A 19,529-nucleotide genomic window follows, 5' to 3' on the forward strand; every position below is an offset into this window, starting at 1 on the left:
TGTCGGCCAGGTGAGGTTCGGCCTGCATTTTGGGGGAGGTCGGCACGGCAGATCTACAAAAAAAGAGCCCGGTGGATACCGGGCTCTTGGCGTTTGTCATGGGGTTGTCGGCTCAATTAGCCGCAAGGCAGATCAGCCCAAGTTCCAACCGTCGCGGTATTCGCGTTGGACGAACTGGTTGACGGCTTCCACATTGGGGCTCGTCAGATCCTTGGCGTTCCATTCAATGCGTTGGCCTTCGCCGGCACGCATCGCCAAGTTGCCGACCAAGATCGTTTCGGTCAGGCGGCCAGCGTAACCGAAGTTTGACATGGTGCCGGGCTCGTACTCGCCTTTGATCGTGCTGACGAATTCCCATTTGTGACGCTCGTCGCCACTGGCTTTGAAGGGGATGCGAGGCAACCAAGGTTCGGGCTTCTTGAAGTCGACGTACTTGTCTTCTGGAAGCAAGTAGTACTTGGCTCCGTAATCGTCGGGTGAGAACACGAGGCCTTTGCTGCCGACGATGACTGCACCGGATTGTTTCCGGCCGCCGTCGCGTTGAGCTTGAACGCGTTTTTGGAACGACTCGGGCAATTGCGAGATGATGCTTTCAGGTGGCAGGTTGCCGCCGTCGTACCAGTAGAACTTGCATGGTGGCAACGTTTTTCCGTCGGCGCCTTCGCGTTCTGGAAATTCGAACATCAGCGAGCTGCTGCCGGGGTACTGTTCGCCTTCGACGATGCCAGGGTTCTTCACCGCGGTGACCGCGATGGGGTCCCACAGTTGAAGGGCTTTGACGGGCATGTTGGTGGTGTGACAGGCCATGTCACCGAGAGCACCGGTGCCGAAGTCGACCCAACCACGCCAGTTGAACGAGTGGTAAGCGCCTTTCACGAACGGACGCATCGGGGCTGGGCCGATCCAAGCGTCCCAGTTCAACGAATCTGGCACGGGGTCTTCGCCGGCAGGGCGTCCGCCACCTTGTGGCCACACGGGACGGTTGCTGAAGATGTGGATCTCGCTGACGTCGCCAATCGCGCCGCTTTGGATGACTTCCACTGCTTCGCGAAGACCGTCTTCGCTGGTGCCTTGGTTGCCCATCTGAGTGATGACGCCCGTCTTCTCAGCGGTTTCTCGCATCAGGCGAGCTTCGCGAATCGACCAAGTCATGGGTTTTTGGCAATAGATGTGCTTGCCCATGTTCATGGCTTTGACACATGCCGCAGCGTGTGTGTGGTCCGGCGTGCTGCAGGTCACGATGTCGACCTTGTCGCCCATCTTGTCCAGCATTTCGCGGAAGTCATCGAACTGTTCCGCATCTTGGAACTCACGTCCCTTCTTGGCCAGGGTGTCGCGATCGACATCGCACAGGGCGGCGATCTTCACACCTTGGTTGGCGATGTGGCTGGTGTCGCTGCCACCTTTGCCGCCGACGCCGATGCAGGCTGCTGACAACGAGTTCAATGCGGAGGATGACTCATCTTGTGCCACGCTGGTGCCAGCGAAGTAGCCGACTCCTGCGGTCAATGCGGCCGATTGGCCAATGAAACGACGGCGGTTGGTTTTCGAGGTCATGGACAAACAATTCCGAAGGTAGGAAGGGTGGGCGGGCGGAAGTGTGAATCGCCACCGCATCAGGCTGCAGCGAGATTCTGTAACAAGATATCGTAGGTGATCGCAGAGTGGAGCGATGATCCTGCAATCGGATTGTACTTCACCTGAGTGCCTAGATTAACAACTCAATAGAGGCCGTTCAATCTTTCCGCAAGAACGATTGTGAGTCCGCTGGTTCTGGGAATCTCGGAACAGGACAGGGAACAGCACAAATTTGGCGCAGGGGGGAACGAAATGACCATCCAGAAAAAGAGCCGCTCCCGAGAAGAAGCGGCCTGAGGCATTTGTTTTAGGGGGAATTCGCCCGTTTGGGCAGGCGATCACCGGAGGCCGTGTGCCGCAGCAAATCGTCGCCGTTGAGGCGGTTTCTCAATCAGGACGTTTCGATCAGCTGCCAATTGCCGGCATCGGTCTCGACCTTCCAAATTTCCGGGAGTGCTTCGTCTTTCAGTTGGCTGGCGACCAACGATGCCAACGGATCGGGGATCACAAAGGCGACGACTTGATTCCGGTTGCGTTTGAGGATTCGTCGGACGGCTTTGCCAACACGGTGTGCGGCTTCGTGCATCGACTCACCGCCGGGAGGGCAAGTCGACTCTGGTGTGTCGCACAATTCCCGATACAGTCGAGGCTGGTTGCGCCGGATTTCCTCGATCAGTTTGCCGTGCCACAGGCCGTGGTCCACGTTGCGAAACTCATCGATGACCTTGGGACGCAGATCGCGGCCTTCGGAAAGACAGGTTGCTGTTTCCACTGCGGATTGGCAGGGGGCACAGTAGATCGCATTCAAGCGAATGCCCGCCAATTCACTGGCGAGAGCTTCCGCCTGCAAACGACCGCGTTCGCACAACGGCACGTCCAGGTTGCCCTTCATGCGACCTTGTTCATCAAAGGTCGTCGCGCCGGGACGAATCAAAACCAGCTTGGAAGCTGCTTTGGGCCAAAGTGAAATCATGACTGTTCTCCTGATGGAGGAGGCGAACCATGCATGGCTTGGGTCAGTTCGTTGATCGCGGTTTCGTAATCATGCTGGCCGAAGATCGCGGAGCCAACGACGAACAAATCGCAACCGGCCGCGCGAGCGGCGCCAATGGTCTCGGCTTTGATGCCGCCATCGATTTCCAGCAGCAAGTCCGGTTTACGTTCTTTCAGGCTACGCAACCGATCCAGTGACACCGGATTGAATTTTTGGCCGCCGAACCCAGCGTTGACGCTCATCACCAACACCATGTCGACGCAATCCAGGCAGGCGTCCAACTGGGTGAAATCGGTGTCGGGGTTGATGGCAACGCCCACACCCACACCCAGGTCGTGAATCTTTCCCGCCACGTCGACGCTGTCATTCACGGCCTCGACATGGAAGGTCAGCATGTCCGCGCCAGCATCCACCATCGGCTTTGCATACGCCAAAGGATCGCTGATCATCAGATGGACATCCAACGGCATGTCCGTGTGACGACGCAGGCCTTCGACAATGGGCATGCCGTAGGACAGGTTGGGCACAAAGTGGCCATCCATGACATCCAAGTGCAACACACGCGTTCCCGCGGCGGTCAGCTTTTCAACCTCGGTGCGTAAATCACCAAAGTCACATTGCAAAAGGCTCGGCAAAATTGCCGGCCCAGCAGCACGGATGGAATCGAGCTTCGCTCGGCTCATACAGTTGTCTCATCGGGGAATGGATTCACCACGCAGGGATCACGCCAGGTGGCCAATGGAAACGTCCGAAAACGCTCAATCGAGGTCTCGCCGCCAGCTCGGGGAAACCGAGCCGCCTGCGATTTGCGATTGCATCCAGCTGATTTGTCAGCGGAATGCCCACATTGCGTTGGTGTGATGCGATCGACGTGCCAATCTTCGCGGCCAAAATCCGATCCGATCGGAAGGCGGAATACGAAATGACGACACACGATTGCATCGATGGGGCAACAGATTGAACAAGAGCCGGTGCCGCTGTCAATCGGCAGAGGAAACTCAGGGGGAGTCCTCCAAGCCACAATGGCGGACGTAACTCGCAAATTCAAAACAACCGGCATTTGCTAGCAATTGCAATGGCGGGGAATCTTCCGTAGAAATTTGATTGGGAGACGGTGAAGTTTGCGAGTTGGCTGCCTGTCCGGCAAGTTTTGCCTGGCAGGAAGCTTGGATCGCGGCAGCCCACCGACCACGCTTTAGGTCGTGCCGTGTTGCCAAGCGTTTATTATCACCCTCCCTTGGGACGTTCGAACTTGGGACGTTCGAAAAATAAATGGTGGCGGGCGTCTGGGTATCGCCCCGGATGGGGCCGTCATGCTTCGCTCGGGGCGGAAGCTCCGAGAGACCGATGCCGGAAAACAAACGGTCGCCCCGGATGGGGCCGTCGTGGGAGTTGGGGGCGTCCCTCGCTCACGCGTCGGGTTGTGAACTCGAGTGAATTCAACCGGCCGGTCAGGGACGGGACGATTCAATCGTGGGTCTGTTCGCGCAGGACCTCGATCAGGCGATTGCGAATGAGGTCGCCCCAGATGACATAGCCCTCTTCGTTGAGGTGCAATTGATCGCCCACGAACAGGTTTTCTCGCGGTTGGTTGTCGTGCGTCATGAACGTTTCCGCTGTGGAAACGAAGTGCACATTGGGTTCGGTGAAGCAAATCTCTCGCAATCTGGCGTTGAGTTCGCGGATTTGGGGCCACGCGTCGTAGCGTGAACGGGTCGGAGTGATTTCGACCAGCAGCACGGGGGCATCGGGACGGTGCTCGCGAGCGACCGCGACGACGTGGCGAACCAATTTCTCGACCTCGGCGGGGTCGGCATCGTTTTCACGCCCCGAGATGTCATTGGCGACGAAAACCACCACAGCGCGAAAATCATGCGGCGTGATCAGTCGCTCCGCGAACACTGCCAAATCGGAGAACTTCGCTCCGCCATAACCACGTGGGATGACTCGAAACGGGGCCAGATCTTCTGCCGCAGAGTCCCAGCGACGGATGCTGCTGCTGCCAATCAACAGGATCCCGTCAGCTGGATCGGTGGTTTCTGCATCCAGAGTCTCATATTTCTGGATTTCCTTTTCCCATCGCTTGGTGGCCGCGTCGCGGTAGGGCGCTAGGAGGTCGGGATCGGCTTCGGAGGCGTCTGGAGCGGCCGAATTGGGGGCAGACGCGTCTTGGGCTGTCGCGGCGGGAAGGATCGCGACGCACGTCAGTCCGCCCAGAATCCAAGCGGTCAATGGATGGAGTGTGGAACGAGTCAAATGAGGCGGATGGGGAGCGGTGGTTCGCAAACGCATGGTGGGATCGGGGGTGAGGGGAATGGGGCGGGAGCGGTGCCGCCGAAAGGGCACCGCGGAGGGAGTCGAAAGGGCCCGAAAGTTAAAATGCGTAGTTTAGCATGCATCGCAACGGCTTCGGAGAACACCTTCGTGGGTCAACCCGTCTTGTCACCTGGTGTTCAATCGCGAACACTGAACCTTCTTGCCCCGATTGGGCCTTTTGTTCATGACGGCAACCCTGTATTCCACGCCAAAGGCTACCACGAATGTCCGATCCGTTTGGTTCCCCGTTTCCGTCCCTGCATGATCAGAACCTAAACGCGCAACACGCCATGGCTTCGGATCATCGTCTCGCAAATGCGGCTTCCTATCAGAGTTACCAGCGTCAGCGTCAGATGACGCTGGGCGATTTGTTGCTTGAAAACCGAATCGTTTTCATGCAAGGCGAGATTCACTACGCCAACGCCAACGAAATCGTGATGAAGTTGTTGTACCTTCAGAGCGAAAATCGTCGCAAAGACATCCACCTGTACATCAATTCGCCCGGCGGCAGTGTGACCGCGACTTTGGCGATTTACGACACGATGCAAATGCTGTCGTGCCCCGTCGCCACGTATTGCGTCGGCGAAGCCTGCAGCGGAGCAGCCGTGTTGCTGGTCGGTGGTGCCAAGGGAAAACGATTCTGCTTGCCCAACAGCCGCGTGATGATGCACCAACCACTCGGTGGCGTTTCGGGTCAAGTCAGCGACATCGAAATTCAAGCCGCTGAAATGTTCCGTTACCGCGACAAATTGAACGAAATCATTTCCGGCCACTGTGGCAAATCGGTCGAGCAAATTGCCAAGGACACCGATCGCGATTTCTTCTTGGACGCCCAACAAGCCAAAGAGTACGGGCTCGTTGACGACATCTTGCTGGGAACTCCCGTGAGCGAAAACGACGAAGACTGATTCCTCTCAGACTTCGGACCTCCTCTTCTCAACGAACCAAAACAACTAGGACATCATCATGCCCGTCATCCCTTACGTGGTCGAAAGCAACGGCCGCGAAGAACGCACGTACGACATTTACAGCCGGTTGCTGAAGGACCGGATCATTTTTCTGGGGCAACAAGTCGACGACCAAATCAGCAACGCGCTCGTCGCTCAAATGCTGTTTTTGCAAGCGGACGATCCCAAGAAGGACATCCACATGTACATCAACTCGCCTGGTGGCAGCATCACGGCGGGAATGGCGATCTATGACACGATGCAATTCGTTTCGTGTGACGTCGCGACGTACTGCATTGGCCAAGCCGCCTCGATGGGCGCGGTCCTGTTGACCGCCGGTGCCAAGGGCAAGCGATTCGCATTGCCGAACGCTCGGATCATGATTCACCAGCCACTCGCTGGCATGCAAGGCACCGCGCGTGAAGTGGAAATCCACGTCGCTGAGTTGCGCCGAATCAAGCAACGCATGAACGAGATCATGATCGAACACACCGGTCACTCGCTCGAAAAGATCGAAGAGGACACCGACCGTGACCGCTTCATGTCAGCCGATGAAGCTTGCAGTTATGGTTTGATCGACAAGGTGGTCAAAAGCATCGACGACTGATCGATTTTGATTCAGTGAGAGGGCCGGTTTCCGCCGGCCATCTCGCAAACAAACCGTAGTGGACGAGGCAACGAGTCCGGCCGCGCAACGAGCCAGCACCGAGACTCGTTGCCTTGTCCACTACGCGTTGAGATTTTGTCTCAGCGGGTTTTGCCTCGCCCCCTTCGTCTAGTGGCCCAGGACGTCGGCCTTTATCCGGCCGAAACGCTCGTTCGAATCGGGCAGGGGGTACTCTCGCTCTGGAGGCGTTCTTGCAACGCCTGCGTGGTGCTGATTGCAAAGGGCAAGTTGACAATTGCAAAATGCAAAATCGCGGATTCAGGCAACCTGCTTCCAGCGTCACAGCAATTTGAAATTTACAATTGTCAATTTCACTTTTTCAATGCCCTGGTGGTCCCTCGCTCACGCGTTCGGGTTGCGAAGTGAGTGGTAGCTGGACTCGCTAGAATTCAGATGGTTGAGTTGGTGAGCGTCCGAATTCTGGCAAATCCGGCTACGGTCTGTGACCACTTCGCACCGATTCGTCAGGCTGGTGGGGCCTGGCCTACGTTGACCTCCCAGCGAGCGGCGTCGATGGGATACGGGTTGCGACCGCGTTGGTCACGCGTTTTCCAGGCGTGATGTCCAGAGCTGGATCTGCTCACGAACTCGGGCCGGTGCGGTGGAGCCTTCGCTGCGGAAAGCGGCGATCGCATTGGTCGTGCCGAGCACCTCGTAAATCGATTCATCGATTTGATCGCTGAGCTTTTGGTAGGTTGCCAGAGGCAATTCCGACAGCCTCACGTCCTGCTGCATCGCTTCCGAGACGATCGCACCGACCAAGTGGTGAGCAGTGCGTTGGGGCATCCCGCGAGCGATCATCCACTCCATCAAGGTCGTCGCATCGAGGTAGCCCTTCTCGATGCGTGCTGCGATGGAATCGCGTTTGAGTTCGGCTCCGCGAACGATCGGTGCGGCCAGTTCCAACATCGCTCGGGTTGTGTCGAAGGCATCGAACAACGGTGGCTTGTCTTCTTGCAAATCACGGTTGTAAGCCAACGGCAGATTCTTGATCAGCAGCATCAGGGTTTGCAGCGCGCCCATCACGCGAGCCGATTTGCCGCGGGTCAATTCCAAGGTGTCCGGGTTCACCTTTTGTGGCATGATGCTGCTGCCGGTGCAGAAGGCTTGTGGGATTTGGATGAAGTCAAACTCCACCGTGCTCCACAGGATCCACTCTTCCGCCCAGCCACTCAGGTGGGACGCGATCAGTGAGAGCACGAAGGTGGACTCCACCACAAAGTCACGGTCGCTGCTGGTGTCGAGGCTGTTTGCGGTGATGCCTTCGAAGTCGAGTGCTGAGGCGGTGTGATGGCGATCGATGGGAAGCGTTGTGCCAGCGACCGCGGCGATCCCCAGCGAGCATTGGTTGACCCGTTTTCGGCAATCCGCGAGGCGTTGTCGGTCCCGTTCCAGTTTTTCGATGTAGGCGAGCCAGTAGTGCGGCGCCAGCACCGGTTGGGCGCGTTGCAGGTGCGTGTAGGCGGGCAGGATGACGTCAAAGTCATTCTCACAACGCGATAGAAACGCCGCTTGCAGATCGACCAGCAACGCATCGATTTCATCGAGGGATTGCCGGATCCACATTCGGGTGTCCGTGCTGACTTGGTCGTTTCGGCTGCGAGCGGTGTGCAGTTTTCGGCCGGTGTCACCGATCCGATCGATCAGGGCTTGCTCGACATGCATGTGGATGTCTTCGAGTTCGAATCGCATCGGCAATTCGCCGCGGTCGAGTTCGCCTCGAATGGTTTCCAAAGTGTCCCGGATAAGCTTGAATTCCTCTTCTGTGAGCAGCCCGACTTCGCGAAGCATGTTCGCGTGGGCGATCGACCCGCGAATGTCGTGCTCGTACAACCGCGAGTCAAAACTGATGCTTTCGGCGTATGCTTCCAGTCGGGCATCGGTTTCGGCTTGGAAGACACCACTTCGAGACGGGCTGGCCACGGTTGACTTTCTGGGTGAGAGGTTTCGAATGTTCTGGATTCGCGTGCCCAAATTCAGGCCCGAATAGAATGTCGCAAGACACGGCTGGTGAAAACCACGCTGCCAATCTTCCACGAGACTCTGATCATGCCTTCCCCGTCTGAACAATCCAGCCCCATTCGCACTTTGTTTCCCGAGAAGCCATTTCTCGCGATCGTGCTGGCGTCCGTGGGGGGGATGTTGGGCCTGTTGATCGCGGGCGACGTTCGAATCGCCAACGCTCAGTTGCCCGCCACACCTCTGCAGCCCGCCCCGATCCCGCAGACCCCGTTTGCCTCGCCGGGACAGCCCGTTCCGAGGCCGGGTGGGTTTCCGTTTGGAGCGGCGGCGAACAGCGTCAACGTTCGTGCCCAAGCTGTCGTTGGCCAGCCCTACGGGGTCGCTGTGATCGAGATGCCGCTGCAGAATCCGATCGTGGGTCCTGGACCAGGACCGCTGACGATCGATGAAGAACCTGCTCCAGCGTCGACCAGGATCTTTTATCCCGTCAGCAACGACGTGCGGGTCACCATGGGGCGTCCGCCATCGGAGCAACCTGTGCCGCAGATCGGCCGCGGGCGTTTGCTCAATCGAGTCGGCAACCTGATTCGCGAATTGGCGTCCAATGATGACCCGAAAGACCAAACGGTCGGTCGGCGGGTGATGTTTTTGTTCACCGGCGACCAGCCGTTCTCGGTTCCTGTGCGAGATCACCTGGGAACCCTGACGATGGTCGACGTTCGACCGGTGACCGATCCCACGCTCGCTCGAACCCTGCAGACGGCGTGGTGGGAAGAAACCACGGCCGCCGCGAAACGACAAATGGATGCCACCGACACACCGCCGTGGGTCCCAACCTACCTGGTCGCGATGTTGTCGGGGCGTTTGAATCTGCCGTTGCCAGCGTGGTTCGGACGGGGGGACGAAACCGAAACCCAAGACCCGTTGCTTCACACGCTCGAGTGGATTGGTGGCGCGGCAGGAGTCGCCAACGAAGTTTTCGCGACGGCTGCGGCGGGTGGGGCGTTGCAACAAACTCTGAACGACCCTGCACCGGCTCAAGTCGCAGCGTTGCCCTTGCCCGCCTCTCCAGCGTGGCAATCGCCGATGGCGACCGCTCCGGTGGAAACACCTGCGATGGAGGTGTTGGCCGAGCATGTTCCGCCGGAATGTTTTTACTTGCGATACGGCTCGTTTGAAAACTACCTTTGGTTTCGCGACCTGACCTTGGAATACGGCGGCGATATCTCTCGCATGATCACCCTGCGTGGGATCAGCAATGAATCTGCTGAACGTTTGGAACGTCAGTTGGGCGTGCAAACCAACGCGATGAGCCGCTTGCTCGGCCCCAGCGTGATCGAAGATCAAGCCTTGATCGGTCGCGATTTGTACTTGGACGACGGCGCGTCGATCGGCGTGTTATTCCACGCCAAGAATGTGTTCTTGCTTCGCAGCAGTTTGAACAGCGACCGAACGAAGTTGGCGGACAGCAACGATGCGTTGACACTGAAGAAAGTCGATTTGCAGCATGGTTCTGCCACATTGCTTCGGAGCAGTGACAACCGAGTGCGATCGTTCTTGGTCGAGGCGGGCTCTTGCATCTTGGTCACGAACAGCAAAACGATCGCCGATCGTTTTCTGGAAGTTGCCCAGACAGGAGAGTCCTTGGCCGCCACGGCGGACTTTCAATTGGCACGCAGCTACATGCCGTTGGAACGCAACGACACCATCTTTGCGTATTTCTCGGCTGAGATGCTGCAAGGGTTGTTGGAACCGTCGTACTTGATCGAACTGCGTCGGCGGATGCAGGCGGAAGCCGACATTGCGCTGGTGCGTTTGGCTCGCATGGCGGCTCGCTCGAATGCCATTCCGGGTGAACCTCCCATGGAAGAGATCGACACGTTGATCGACATGGGATTTTTGCCTGAGAACTTCGGTGAGCGAGCGGATGGGACCGGTGTGGTTTCGTTTGGCAATCGTTTGGTGGACACTCGCCGAGGGGCTCGCGGAAACTTCTTGCCAATCGCCGACAATCCGGTTGATTTGGTAACCGCTAGCGAATCGCGTTGGTACGGCCAGATCGCGGCCGCCTACAGCGATCAATTCAGTTCCTTGGATCCGATCGTGATCGGCGTCCAACGGGAGGAATTCCCGGTGGATCCGTCGGGCGCTGCCGGTGGAGAACGCCGTGAAAGGTTGACGATTCACGCTGAGATCGCTCCTTGGCAACCCGAAAACTACGGCAGTTGGGCGAGACAGCTTGGGCCACCAACCCAAGTCGCGATCGACTTCGCTCCAGACGATGTGGTGGCGCTGCAGGCTCACGTGGCTTCCGAAACGCTCGGGCCACCAACGCATTTGTTTGCGGCGATCAAGGATTCGTTCCCGCCCGAACCGGAGTCGATCGGTGGTTTGATCAGCAAGTATCGAGCGCTGAAGGTGTTGCCCGGGTACTTGGGCGCATGGCCTCAACCTGGTGCGCTGGACCGATTGCCCTTGGGCCTGGGACGCGGGCAACCGGTTGGTCCAGGCATGAACCGATTGATTGGAGGTGTGTATCGCTACACGGGAGGCGGCTTCAGTGTGTTGTCATTCCAGCCGGAGGTGTTGAACGCATCTCTGTCACATCTGGCCGCGAACGAAGTCGAAGACCCTGCTCAGGTGCGAGGCCGGATCGACAACTTGAAAGGCACCAAACTGGAAGGTTGGGTGAACCAGCAATTGTACGAACGCGCCGCCACGGCCAGTCTGGCGGGAGCCGAGTTCCTGAATTCGTTGGTGGCCCAACTCAGCGTGCCAGTGGACGAAGTGCTCGACCAAGCCGAGTTGGTGTTGGGCGGTCGGCCTCAATGCCCACTCGGTGGCGAGTACCGGTTCGACCCGGCCCGTCGCCGCTTTGTCAGCACGGCTTGGCCGTCGGATGCAACGGGTCCGTCGCCCTATGCTCCGGTCGACTACCAAACGCCTTTGCTGGGTTGGTTCCGAGGGGCGGAGGCGCGTTTGACGCAGTACGCTAACCGCTTGATTGCCGATGCAACGATCGAGATCGCCCGAGCTCAATGAGTGATTCGAAACTCGGGACGACTTTTTCTAAGCAGGTACGCAGGTGTCATCGGGGATGTGAGCCGTTTGGCGTTCGCCACGGTTCCCGCACATTACCGCGGCTAACGCTGGACTGCTGAAAGTTGGTGTTGGAGCTCTGATAGCGGATGCAACTTTTCTTCCGGCTTCCGGCTTTTTCCATCCCGGGAGGGAGAGTGGCGACGCGGGTTGCATGTCCGTCGGTGGCGCTATCGCTTACCGACGGCTACCATCTGACATCCCTACCGGGATGAAAACTTTCGCAAACGAATACGCTCCGCAACACCGAATATTTCGCAGTCCAGGCGAACGCCCAAACGGCTCACGGGATTCAACCCAATCATTCCTGCCCACCTGCTTCCTTCGTTTTGAGGCAGCAGAGTTGGTCGTTGATGCGAAGGAACAAGTGACCTCCGGTGAACGCGGGGGTCGCGCCGACCGGGCCGCCAAGATCGAATTTGCCAGCTTGAGTTGCTGAATCGCTAGCGGACAACACGTGCGCGGTCCCGTCCAGCGAAATGGCCAGCAGTTGATCTCCGACGATGATGGGGGAGGCACCAAAGTTGCCGCCCAATCGTTTCGACCAAACCTTTTTGCCGTCTTGTGTCCAGTCAATGCAGGTGGCGATGCCTGAGTCCGACACCAGGAACATCAGGTTGCCTTTGACTGCGGGTGTTGGCACGTACGGTGCCGCGGTCGTGATCCGAAAGGCTTCCTCGGGTTGTTCCGACGCGCTCTTGGGGATCCGCACGGCGGACAGGTAATTCCCACCACCACCGCTTCCGCAGGTGCCGATGGCCAAGTCACCCACCACCAACGGTGAACTGCAAACTCGTTTGTTGAACACTTTGAGCGACCACAGCATCTTGCCGGTTTCTGGATCGAGGCCAAAGATACCATCGCCAGTGCTGGCACCGATCAGTTGTTGTCCATCCGTGGTTGGCACACCGTACGAAGGCCGCGTGGAGGTCACGGGGGTTTCCCAAATCGTTTTGCCAGTCTTGGGATCGAACGCCAACATGGAACTCTTGCCTGGTGTTTGCCACGCTTCCAATCGGCTGGACTGTTGATCGTTGAACAACAGCAGTTGGGAATCGATCACCACGGGGCTCGCACCAAAACCATGCACTCCCGACCAAGTCCCTAGGTCGCGTGACCAGACGGCTTCACCGTTCACGTTGTACGCCAACAACTCAGCGTGGTTGGCATCTCCGTAGACGAAGTAGACATGCCCTTCGTGCACGACGGGTGTGCTGGAGGCGGCCGTGTTTCGGCTGTGACGATGAGCTTCTTCAAAGGCGTGTGAACGACGCCAGAGGACTTTGCCTGTCGACACATCGATGCTGACCAAGTCCATCGTCATCGATTGATCGGACGGATTGACCGCGGTGTCGAGCAGGAAGACTTGGTTGCCTGCCACGACAGGCGAACCCACATGCCGTGCATTGAGTTGCACCTTCCAAGCGTAATCGTCATCGCTCCACTTGGTTGGCAACGTGCCGGCACCGGCGTCGCCGTAGGAGCTGGGCCCGTGGAATTGAGTCCACGAGGAAGGTGCGGGGCCTGTCGAAGTGGAATCGTTCGCGGGCAAGACGGAGCCGCAAGCGGTGCTGGCCGCGATGCATCCGCCCAAAAGTGTGCGACGGATCATGACGGTCCAACGAGGGGCGGCGTGCGATGCGGAGATGGGCATGGGTTTTGGTGGGATGAAGGATGGCATCGCGGCGGGTTGCGATGATTGTGCGGGTTGGGGTGTGTCTCTGCGTGAAGACGCACTGATTGTAGGTCAAATCAATTCGTTTGTTGCAATGGGCAATCGGGGGGTGGTCTAAAGTTCCGCATGATCCACATTGAAATCACCGATTCGCCCGAAGAACTGTTGTCCGACATGACTGCCTGGGACCGCCTGGCAGGCGGGATTCCGTTTCGGCAGACCGTATGGTTGCAATCCTGGTGGCAGCAGTTTGGCAATGCCGAACGAGCCTTTTTCATGGTCGCCCGAGATGAATCGGGCGTTTGCCGTGGGATGCTGCCTCTGGAGCGAACCGAGGGTGACCTGCGTCGGTTGCAGACCCTCGCCGCCGGCAATGTCTGCACCGATCACGTTTCGATTCTGGCACGCCCCGAGGATCGCGAAGAGATTGCCAACGCTTTCGCAAGCTTTCTGATCGAGTGTTCTTCGGATCGAAAACAGGGATGGGACCAAATCGATTTCGACGGAACCATCGCGGGTGACCCGGCGATGGAAATCTTCTTGCGACGTCTGGCGGCCGAAGAAGTTCCGACCAGCATTCGCACTCGGATGCACCTCTGGTTCAATCGTTGCGAAGCGACCTGGGAAGATCTGTTGGCGACGCGTTCACGCAAGTATCGCAACCGAGTTCGCGGTCTGCTTCGCAAGTTGGATGAAAGCGACGGAGAACTTTTTGTGCGAGATGCGGGATCCCCCGCGGAAGCTCGCCAAGGGGTGTCGAAGCTGATCGAGATGCATCAAAAGCGTTGGCAAGCGGTCGGGGAACCAGGGACTTACGCCGATGAGCGCATGGTTCGTTTTGTGACCGATGCCACGTTGAGAATGAGCGATCGTGGCCGGTTGCTGCTGCCTCAGTTGGTCTACCAAGACGAGGTCGTCGCGACCGAGTTGCACTACATCGGTGACGATGGACGTCAGTACTGCTACAGCACCGGTGTCAATCACGCGTACCCAGATCTCAAACCGGGCATCCTGTTGAACTCGCACATGTTCCGTGAGGCTCACCGTCATGGTCGCGCGGGCATCGACTACATGCGCGGTGACGAAACTTACAAGGGTCGTCTGCACTCCCACCCGACTCCCCTGTTAGAGATCTCTGTGTTTGCCAAGCATGCTCGCGGGCAAGTGCGAATGGCCCAAGATCGTGCAACCCAGTTGCTCAAAGTCCAGTGGCGACGCATGAAAGATCTGCCTCAAGAACAACCGCTCACTCTCGAGGAAGCCTTTGCTGAAGAGCATCGAGCTTTCCTTCCTGATCAAAAGAGCGTGACAGAATCGCTCGCGGTTGTGCCGGCAATTCTTTCGGTGGCACATCAAACCATTGTCGAGGAAAAGGAAGAGCCGTTGGAGTCGGCCATGATCTACTCCATTCAAGACTATCAACGTCCGGGTGCGTTTTCGCATGAACCCGAACCGAGCAATTGAGAGTTCATCATGTCCGCGACTCTAGCAACTCTTTATCGAGCGATACGGCGACTGCATGTGATGGATGTCACGTGTTTGTTGCATGCATCGCCGGTCCAACCGGTGGACGCTGCGGAGCCTCCTCCGATTCGTCCAGCATCCGATGAGTTGGTTGCCCATGTGATTGAGTTCGAAGAACTGGAGCCCCTGCGTCGCGACGACCGGATCAGTCCTGTTGTCGGAACGGGGATCGCTCGCACCGCTGCGTCGAGCGACCATGGACCGGGTGATCAATGGTTGTTTGGGATTCGGAACGACGAGCGAGTCATCTCATTCATTTGGGCTGCGACGGGCTACATTCCCGCCTCTGAAAACTTCAGTCGGAGTGCTCATCTGGGATCTTCGCTCAACATGCCACCGCATTGTGGCTTTCTATTCAATGCCTGGACCGATCCAGAACACCGTGGTCGCGGGCTGATGGCGAATCTGCTTCGTTCATTGATCCACGAAGACGCCTTGGGGTTGAATCTGCAGGATTGGTTCGCCACAACCGATTGGACGAATGTTGCCTCGCAGAGCACGTTTCACAAGTGCGGTTTCCAGCGGGTCGGACGGCTCTATCGCGTTGGTCGTGGACGCATGCAAGCCAGCGTGGTTCCTGACTTGGAACGTCGGATGAAGGAAACTGTGCAGTTAGAAGCCAGCCGTCAAAGGCCGCACATTGCCTCGGATGCGCCGGGGCTACGCTGGTCGTTGTGACCTGCGAATCACCCAGTCGAGCGCATTGTTGATCGCCGGGCGGTGTTCCTCTTCCAGTACATCGTCGTGGCTTAGGCCAGACAGTTCCACCACCAGTTTGGGACCAGCGTAAGCGGCATGGATTGCCTTTTGGTATTCAGGCAACACCAGCGAGTCTTTTTCGGACATCAGGAACACGGCGGGAATCTTGCAGCGGCCTGCCAAGTCGACTGCATCGACGTTTTGGGGCAACACTGCGGAGACATGCTGCATCGCGGTGGTTGCACGCCAGCGAGCCGAAATGTTCAGAATCACGCGACGCAAATCAGGTGGATTTCGCACCCAAAGAACCGCGGAAGGCCACGCCTCCTGAAGCAATGACGCAACGTGCATCGCGGGCAAGCACCCGAGGCTGTTGCCGCACAGCCAAATGCGTGTCTCGTTGCCACTGGAGGATTGCTGGGCACGTGCCGAGAGGACTCTGAGGGACCACTCCGCTGCTGCGTTTGAAAAATTCTGGAGCGTTGCTTTGCCAGGGCTGCCACCATAGCCAGGTGGATTCCAGGTCCACACTTCGGCGGACTTCGAAATCGGTTGCTTGGGTTGCATTGGAAACGGTGTTGACCGCTCCGCTCGTCCGCCCGTTCCGGGGAACTTCAGCACGAGATCCTCGGGTGGCGGGATCTCTCGCCAATCTTCCAGGCGGCTGTTGTCTTGGGCGCTGTTTGCCGAAGTGTTTCCGACGCGATGCACGAAGGATTCAATCCAAGCGTCAGGTGCACGACCGTTGGAATCGGATTTCGAGTGATCCGACAGTGAGACGCGACATCGAATTTGAGGGCGGTGGTCGATCGGGTCCGTGGTTGGGCGGAGGACAAAGCGGTTGAGCAGTCCAAACCGAATGCACCGGGACCAGTTTTGAATTGGACGCATGCGTTTCATCCACTCACGCCTGGGGTCGTTTGGGTTTCCAATGCGGAAGGCGTTTCAGCTTGGGTGCCTGCTCGAGGCAACCATCCGGCCAGCGACAACCCGATCAGCGGGCTCAACACGGAAAACAGCATGAAATTCGAGAACAAGGCAATGGAAGTGAACACGATCGCTCCAATGATTGCCGCCCAGCGAGCGGGAAGCAACCAAACACCCAGGCCCGCGACGGTTTCAATCAAGACCACTTTGCGACTGTAGAACGTCGCGATGGAGCGAAGCGTTTCGGTGTCAAAGTTGCCGCGCAAGAAGTTGAAGACCCAAAAGTCTCGGTCGAGAAAATAGATTTCCCACAACACATCGCCGGACCAGTATTCCGCCGTCCATTTCCCGGAGGCTCCTCCCAGCAACACCACCGAAACGATCACGCGACTGAGGAAGCTTGCTTTGCGTCCGAGTTCCTCTGGCGAGTCAAGTTCCAACCGCGTGGTGTACCAAAACGCCCACAGGCTGCACCACCAAAACGTGACGAAGGTCATGTCGTTGTAGCTGCCCTGATGCCAGATCATCACCGTCGCTGAGATCCACGTCACGCCAGCGGCGAAGCATCGCGGCCAGCGTTGTTCTGTGATCCATGCGGCAACAACGGAGATGGCAGCTGTTAAGAAGGCAACTCGCAACACCGTCGCCGATTGCAACCAAGTCGGGAAGAAATCGTGTTGGATCGGGATGGCTTCATAGATTCGATCGGCCAACAAGTAAAACGTCCACTTCCAAAACAGACCCAGCATCATGCCGACCCATGTTAGATGGAGCGGCGTCAGTGGCGTCCAGGACAGTTTCTTGAGAAGCGTTGAAAGCTGCCTCCTGAATTTGGCGACGAGATTCATTGCGCTGAATCCTCGGCCAGCATCATTCGCCACATCCCAGCGTCATCGCATGACAGCTCGTACGTTGATTGCAGCGATTCGCCACGGTAATGCGATTCCATCACCAACCAACGCGGTTCGCCGTCCTGCAGGTAGCGGACTCGCCCGTTGGCGAAGGTGAATTCACGTGCCGGGTAGTGGTTGATGGTTCGTGTTGCCAAGACGCCCAGTCCGGTCGCGTTCTCGTCCAAGGGTGACAACCAAAGCGGATCGACCAACCCGGCCAGTTCACCTTCCGGCGGCAAGTCACGAATTTCGGTGGTGTTCTTGAAGTTGTACATCGCCGGAATCGGCGTCTGGATCGCCCACCAAGCGAACGAAGGCGTTCGCAAGTGGAACCGCTGCATCGTTGAGTGAATGATTGGCGGGCACACGGGCATCAGCAGCAACCAAGCGGCAACGACCGCAGCGACCGTGATCAGAATGCGATATCCCCAATCCGGCTTCGATCGAAGCGTCGAAGGTTTCGCAGAAGCATTCATGGGGCCATGGCCGATGGAAGAAATTCGACGGGCGCGGTCGGTCAACGACATCACGCCGAGTGGGAATATTCAAACGTACCCCACACCCAATCATCGGCATTGGAGGAGGCGGTTCTGCGACATCACGTCGCCGTTCCAGTCACCGCCGGATCCAGACCGAAACGATTGTGCGGGTTGTGCCGGAACGCCGTCGTTGGCCACTGGCAGTCGGGTGACTACATCTTCGCGATCAGGTCGATCAGCAATTGGCGGACGGCCTGCGGGGATGCGTTGGGATTCTTCTTTTTGGCTTGTCCGATCAAGGCTCCGACCGCTTGTTGCTTGCCGGCCTGCACGTCCGTGACGACTTGTGGGTTGGCCGCCAACAGTTCCTTGCACAGGGATTCCAGTGCGTCGTCGTCGACCGCTTCGATGCCCAGCGACTTGGTGGCTTGATCGATCGTTTCGTCATGCGTGAGCAAGTGCTCAAACACATCGCGAGCACGATTGTTGTCCAGCTTCCCGTCGACAATCATCCGGATCAGTTCACCGAGTCGCTCGGCCGGAACAGGGAAGGCATCGATGTCGAGGTTTCGTTCCTTCATCGTTCGCATGACGTCCTGCATCATCCACGATGCTGTGCGACGTCCGTCGCCGCTGGCTCCCACGGCGGTCTCGAAGTATTCGATCACGTCGGGACCTTGGTTGACGATCACCTCGGCGTCGTAAGGTTTGATGCGGTGCTGCGTCTGCAATCGCTCGCGAGTCACGGCGGGCAATTCGCCCAACGATTCCGCGATGGAATCCACGTATTCGCGAGGCAGGCGGACGGGCAGCAAATCGGGATCGGGGAAGTATCGGTAGTCCGCCGACTCTTCCTTCTCTCGTTGAGCAAACGTTTGCTCGGCGGAGTCATCCCAACCACGAGTGGTCTTGGGAGAGTCATCGATCGTTTGGCGGTTTTCTTCCCAAGCGACGAGTTGACGTTGCACTTCGTAGTCAATCGATCGCTGGACGTTTCGGAAGCTGTTGAGGTTCTTGATTTCAACGATCGGCGTCGCGATTTTTTTGCCTTCGACGTCGATGTGCAAGTTCACGTTGGCGTCGACTCGCAGGCTGCCTTCTTGCATTTCGCAATCGGAAACCTTCAGGTGAGTCAGCAGCAACTTCAGTTCGCTCAGGTAAGCTCTGGCCTCATCGGCAGACCGGAGGTCCGGTTGGCTGACGATTTCCAACAGAGGTGTGCCGCATCGGTTGAGGTCGATCTTCGTATCGCTGATGCCTGACGCTTCATCGTGCATGCTCTTGCCAGCGTCCTCTTCCAAGTGTGCCCGTACGAGCCTGATTCGGCGTTCGGTCTCGCCATCGTCCGTGCTGATTGCCAGGTACCCATCGGCACAGATCGGCAAATCAAACTGGCTGATTTGATAGCCCTTCGGCAAATCGGGGTAGAAGTATTGTTTCCGATCCCACTTGGTCAGCGGGGGAATGTCGCAATTCAACGCCAATCCGGTTTTGACGGACAACGCGATCGCCTCGCGATTCATCACCGGCAGCGCTCCGGGCATCCCCAAGCAAACCGGGCAAACCTGAGTGTTGGGGGGGGCACCAAATTCGGTGGTGCATCCACAAAACAGCTTGGTTTGAGTTTTCAGTTGGACGTGGACTTCCAGCCCGATGATGGTCGTGACGGGATGTTTTTGGCAGGCCAAGATCGCGGAGGCAGTCATGCGGTGAGCCGGTGAGTCAGGAAAAACGGAGATGCACCGGCAATATCCCGCATCCTTCCCATG

Annotated in this window: 16 protein-coding genes and 1 tRNA gene; 7 read left to right on the top strand and 10 right to left on the bottom strand. The window is 57.8% G+C overall.

Annotation, left to right across the window (positions count from 1 at the left end):
- Nucleotides 1-132: 132 nt before the first annotated feature.
- From RISK_RS01470 to RISK_RS01485, 4 genes are all read right to left on the bottom strand, one after another.
- Complete coding sequence (locus RISK_RS01470) at nucleotides 133-1,557, bottom strand: Gfo/Idh/MocA family protein (protein WP_047812485.1); 1,425 nt, start codon at nucleotides 1,555-1,557, stop codon at nucleotides 133-135.
- A 412-nt stretch (nucleotides 1,558-1,969) separates the two neighbouring features.
- Complete coding sequence (locus RISK_RS01475; RefSeq protein WP_047812486.1) at nucleotides 1,970-2,551, bottom strand: histidine phosphatase family protein; 582 nt, start codon at nucleotides 2,549-2,551, stop codon at nucleotides 1,970-1,972.
- Nucleotides 2,548-3,255 (bottom strand): ribulose-phosphate 3-epimerase, encoded by a 708-nt coding sequence (rpe, locus tag RISK_RS01480; protein WP_047812487.1) that lies wholly within the window; start codon nucleotides 3,253-3,255, stop codon nucleotides 2,548-2,550. The genes RISK_RS01475 and rpe overlap by 4 nt, the downstream gene beginning before the upstream one ends.
- Nucleotides 3,256-4,039: 784 nt before the next feature.
- Nucleotides 4,040-4,864, bottom strand: a complete 825-nt coding sequence (locus RISK_RS01485; RefSeq protein WP_047812488.1) for a GDSL-type esterase/lipase family protein — start codon at nucleotides 4,862-4,864, stop codon at nucleotides 4,040-4,042.
- Nucleotides 4,865-5,178: 314 nt separating this feature from the next.
- Between RISK_RS01485 and RISK_RS01490 the strand changes: the two genes are divergently transcribed.
- The 3 genes from RISK_RS01490 to RISK_RS31260 all read left to right on the top strand — a co-directional run bounded on the left by RISK_RS01490 (nucleotide 5,179) and on the right by RISK_RS31260 (nucleotide 6,673).
- Nucleotides 5,179-5,796, top strand: a complete 618-nt coding sequence (locus tag RISK_RS01490; protein WP_047812687.1) for a ClpP family protease — start codon at nucleotides 5,179-5,181, stop codon at nucleotides 5,794-5,796.
- A gap of 58 nt (nucleotides 5,797-5,854) precedes the next feature.
- Nucleotides 5,855-6,442 (top strand): ATP-dependent Clp endopeptidase proteolytic subunit ClpP, encoded by a 588-nt coding sequence (gene clpP / locus RISK_RS01495; RefSeq protein WP_007339633.1) that lies wholly within the window; start codon nucleotides 5,855-5,857, stop codon nucleotides 6,440-6,442.
- Between the two features lie 157 nt (nucleotides 6,443-6,599).
- Nucleotides 6,600-6,673: transfer RNA gene (locus RISK_RS31260), tRNA-OTHER, on the top strand.
- 369 nt (nucleotides 6,674-7,042) lie between these two features.
- Here the strand turns inward: RISK_RS31260 and argH are convergent.
- Nucleotides 7,043-8,425, bottom strand: a complete 1,383-nt coding sequence (argH, locus tag RISK_RS01500; RefSeq protein ID WP_047812688.1) for an argininosuccinate lyase — start codon at nucleotides 8,423-8,425, stop codon at nucleotides 7,043-7,045.
- A 126-nt stretch (nucleotides 8,426-8,551) separates the two neighbouring features.
- Here argH and RISK_RS01505 point away from each other — a divergent pair, with 126 nt between their 5' ends.
- Nucleotides 8,552-11,506, top strand: coding sequence for a hypothetical protein (locus RISK_RS01505; RefSeq protein ID WP_236695936.1), 2,955 nt, complete (start codon nucleotides 8,552-8,554; stop codon nucleotides 11,504-11,506).
- 358 nt (nucleotides 11,507-11,864) lie between these two features.
- Here RISK_RS01505 and RISK_RS01510 read toward each other — a convergent pair whose 3' ends face one another.
- A complete protein-coding gene (locus tag RISK_RS01510; RefSeq protein ID WP_236695937.1) occupies nucleotides 11,865-13,175 on the bottom strand; it encodes an outer membrane protein assembly factor BamB family protein in 1,311 nt (436 codons plus the stop codon).
- Here RISK_RS01510 and RISK_RS32420 point away from each other — a divergent pair.
- From RISK_RS32420 to RISK_RS01525, 3 genes are read left to right on the top strand one after another with little or no spacing between them, the layout of a single operon-like run.
- Nucleotides 13,174-13,356: a hypothetical protein gene (locus RISK_RS32420; protein ID WP_047812490.1), complete on the top strand. Its 183-nt coding sequence runs from the start codon at nucleotides 13,174-13,176 to the stop codon at nucleotides 13,354-13,356. The genes RISK_RS01510 and RISK_RS32420 overlap by 2 nt on opposite strands.
- An 8-nt stretch (nucleotides 13,357-13,364) precedes the next feature.
- On the top strand, nucleotides 13,365-14,702 hold the full coding sequence (locus RISK_RS01520) for a GNAT family N-acetyltransferase (protein WP_047812491.1): 1,338 nt from the start codon (nucleotides 13,365-13,367) through the stop codon (nucleotides 14,700-14,702).
- 9 nt (nucleotides 14,703-14,711) lie between these two features.
- A complete protein-coding gene (locus RISK_RS01525; protein ID WP_047812492.1) occupies nucleotides 14,712-15,440 on the top strand; it encodes a GNAT family N-acetyltransferase in 729 nt (242 codons plus the stop codon).
- Here the strand turns inward: RISK_RS01525 and RISK_RS01530 are convergent.
- From RISK_RS01530 to gatB, 4 genes are all read right to left on the bottom strand, one after another.
- A complete protein-coding gene (locus tag RISK_RS01530) occupies nucleotides 15,423-16,352 on the bottom strand; it encodes an alpha/beta hydrolase (RefSeq protein WP_236695938.1) in 930 nt (309 codons plus the stop codon). The two genes, RISK_RS01525 and RISK_RS01530, sit on opposite strands and share 18 nt — an antisense overlap.
- Nucleotides 16,353-16,357: 5 nt before the next feature.
- Complete coding sequence (locus RISK_RS01535; RefSeq protein ID WP_047812494.1) at nucleotides 16,358-17,236, bottom strand: hypothetical protein; 879 nt, start codon at nucleotides 17,234-17,236, stop codon at nucleotides 16,358-16,360.
- Nucleotides 17,233-17,757: a hypothetical protein gene (locus tag RISK_RS01540; protein ID WP_236695939.1), complete on the bottom strand. Its 525-nt coding sequence runs from the start codon at nucleotides 17,755-17,757 to the stop codon at nucleotides 17,233-17,235. The genes RISK_RS01535 and RISK_RS01540 overlap by 4 nt, the downstream gene beginning before the upstream one ends.
- Nucleotides 17,758-17,972: 215 nt before the next feature.
- On the bottom strand, nucleotides 17,973-19,466 hold the full coding sequence (gene gatB, locus RISK_RS01545; protein WP_047812495.1) for an Asp-tRNA(Asn)/Glu-tRNA(Gln) amidotransferase subunit GatB: 1,494 nt from the start codon (nucleotides 19,464-19,466) through the stop codon (nucleotides 17,973-17,975).
- Nucleotides 19,467-19,529 lie beyond the last annotated feature (63 nt).

This window comes from Rhodopirellula islandica (assembly GCF_001027925.1).
Taxonomy (GTDB): Bacteria; Planctomycetota; Planctomycetia; order Pirellulales; family Pirellulaceae; genus Rhodopirellula; species Rhodopirellula islandica.

Excerpts from the sequence above, each read along its gene's own strand:
- RISK_RS01470 (WP_047812485.1), bottom strand. The coding sequence starts at position 1,557 with ATGACCTCGAAAACCAACCGCCGTCGTTTCATTGGCCAATCGGCCGCA.
- clpP (WP_007339633.1), top strand. The coding sequence starts at position 5,855 with ATGCCCGTCATCCCTTACGTGGTCGAAAGCAACGGCCGCGAAGAACGC.
- RISK_RS32420 (WP_047812490.1), top strand. The coding sequence starts at position 13,174 with ATGACGGTCCAACGAGGGGCGGCGTGCGATGCGGAGATGGGCATGGGT.
- gatB (WP_047812495.1), bottom strand. The coding sequence starts at position 19,466 with ATGACTGCCTCCGCGATCTTGGCCTGCCAAAAACATCCCGTCACGACC.
- RISK_RS01510 (WP_236695937.1), bottom strand. The coding sequence starts at position 13,175 with ATGATCCGTCGCACACTTTTGGGCGGATGCATCGCGGCCAGCACCGCT.
- RISK_RS01485 (WP_047812488.1), bottom strand. The coding sequence starts at position 4,864 with ATGCGTTTGCGAACCACCGCTCCCCATCCGCCTCATTTGACTCGTTCC.
- RISK_RS01530 (WP_236695938.1), bottom strand. The coding sequence starts at position 16,352 with ATGCGTCCAATTCAAAACTGGTCCCGGTGCATTCGGTTTGGACTGCTC.
- RISK_RS01490 (WP_047812687.1), top strand. The coding sequence starts at position 5,179 with ATGGCTTCGGATCATCGTCTCGCAAATGCGGCTTCCTATCAGAGTTAC.
- RISK_RS01520 (WP_047812491.1), top strand. The coding sequence starts at position 13,365 with ATGATCCACATTGAAATCACCGATTCGCCCGAAGAACTGTTGTCCGAC.
- RISK_RS01525 (WP_047812492.1), top strand. The coding sequence starts at position 14,712 with ATGTCCGCGACTCTAGCAACTCTTTATCGAGCGATACGGCGACTGCAT.
- rpe (WP_047812487.1), bottom strand. The coding sequence starts at position 3,255 with ATGAGCCGAGCGAAGCTCGATTCCATCCGTGCTGCTGGGCCGGCAATT.
- RISK_RS01535 (WP_047812494.1), bottom strand. The coding sequence starts at position 17,236 with ATGAATCTCGTCGCCAAATTCAGGAGGCAGCTTTCAACGCTTCTCAAG.
- RISK_RS01540 (WP_236695939.1), bottom strand. The coding sequence starts at position 17,757 with ATGAATGCTTCTGCGAAACCTTCGACGCTTCGATCGAAGCCGGATTGG.
- RISK_RS01505 (WP_236695936.1), top strand. The coding sequence starts at position 8,552 with ATGCCTTCCCCGTCTGAACAATCCAGCCCCATTCGCACTTTGTTTCCC.
- RISK_RS01475 (WP_047812486.1), bottom strand. The coding sequence starts at position 2,551 with ATGATTTCACTTTGGCCCAAAGCAGCTTCCAAGCTGGTTTTGATTCGT.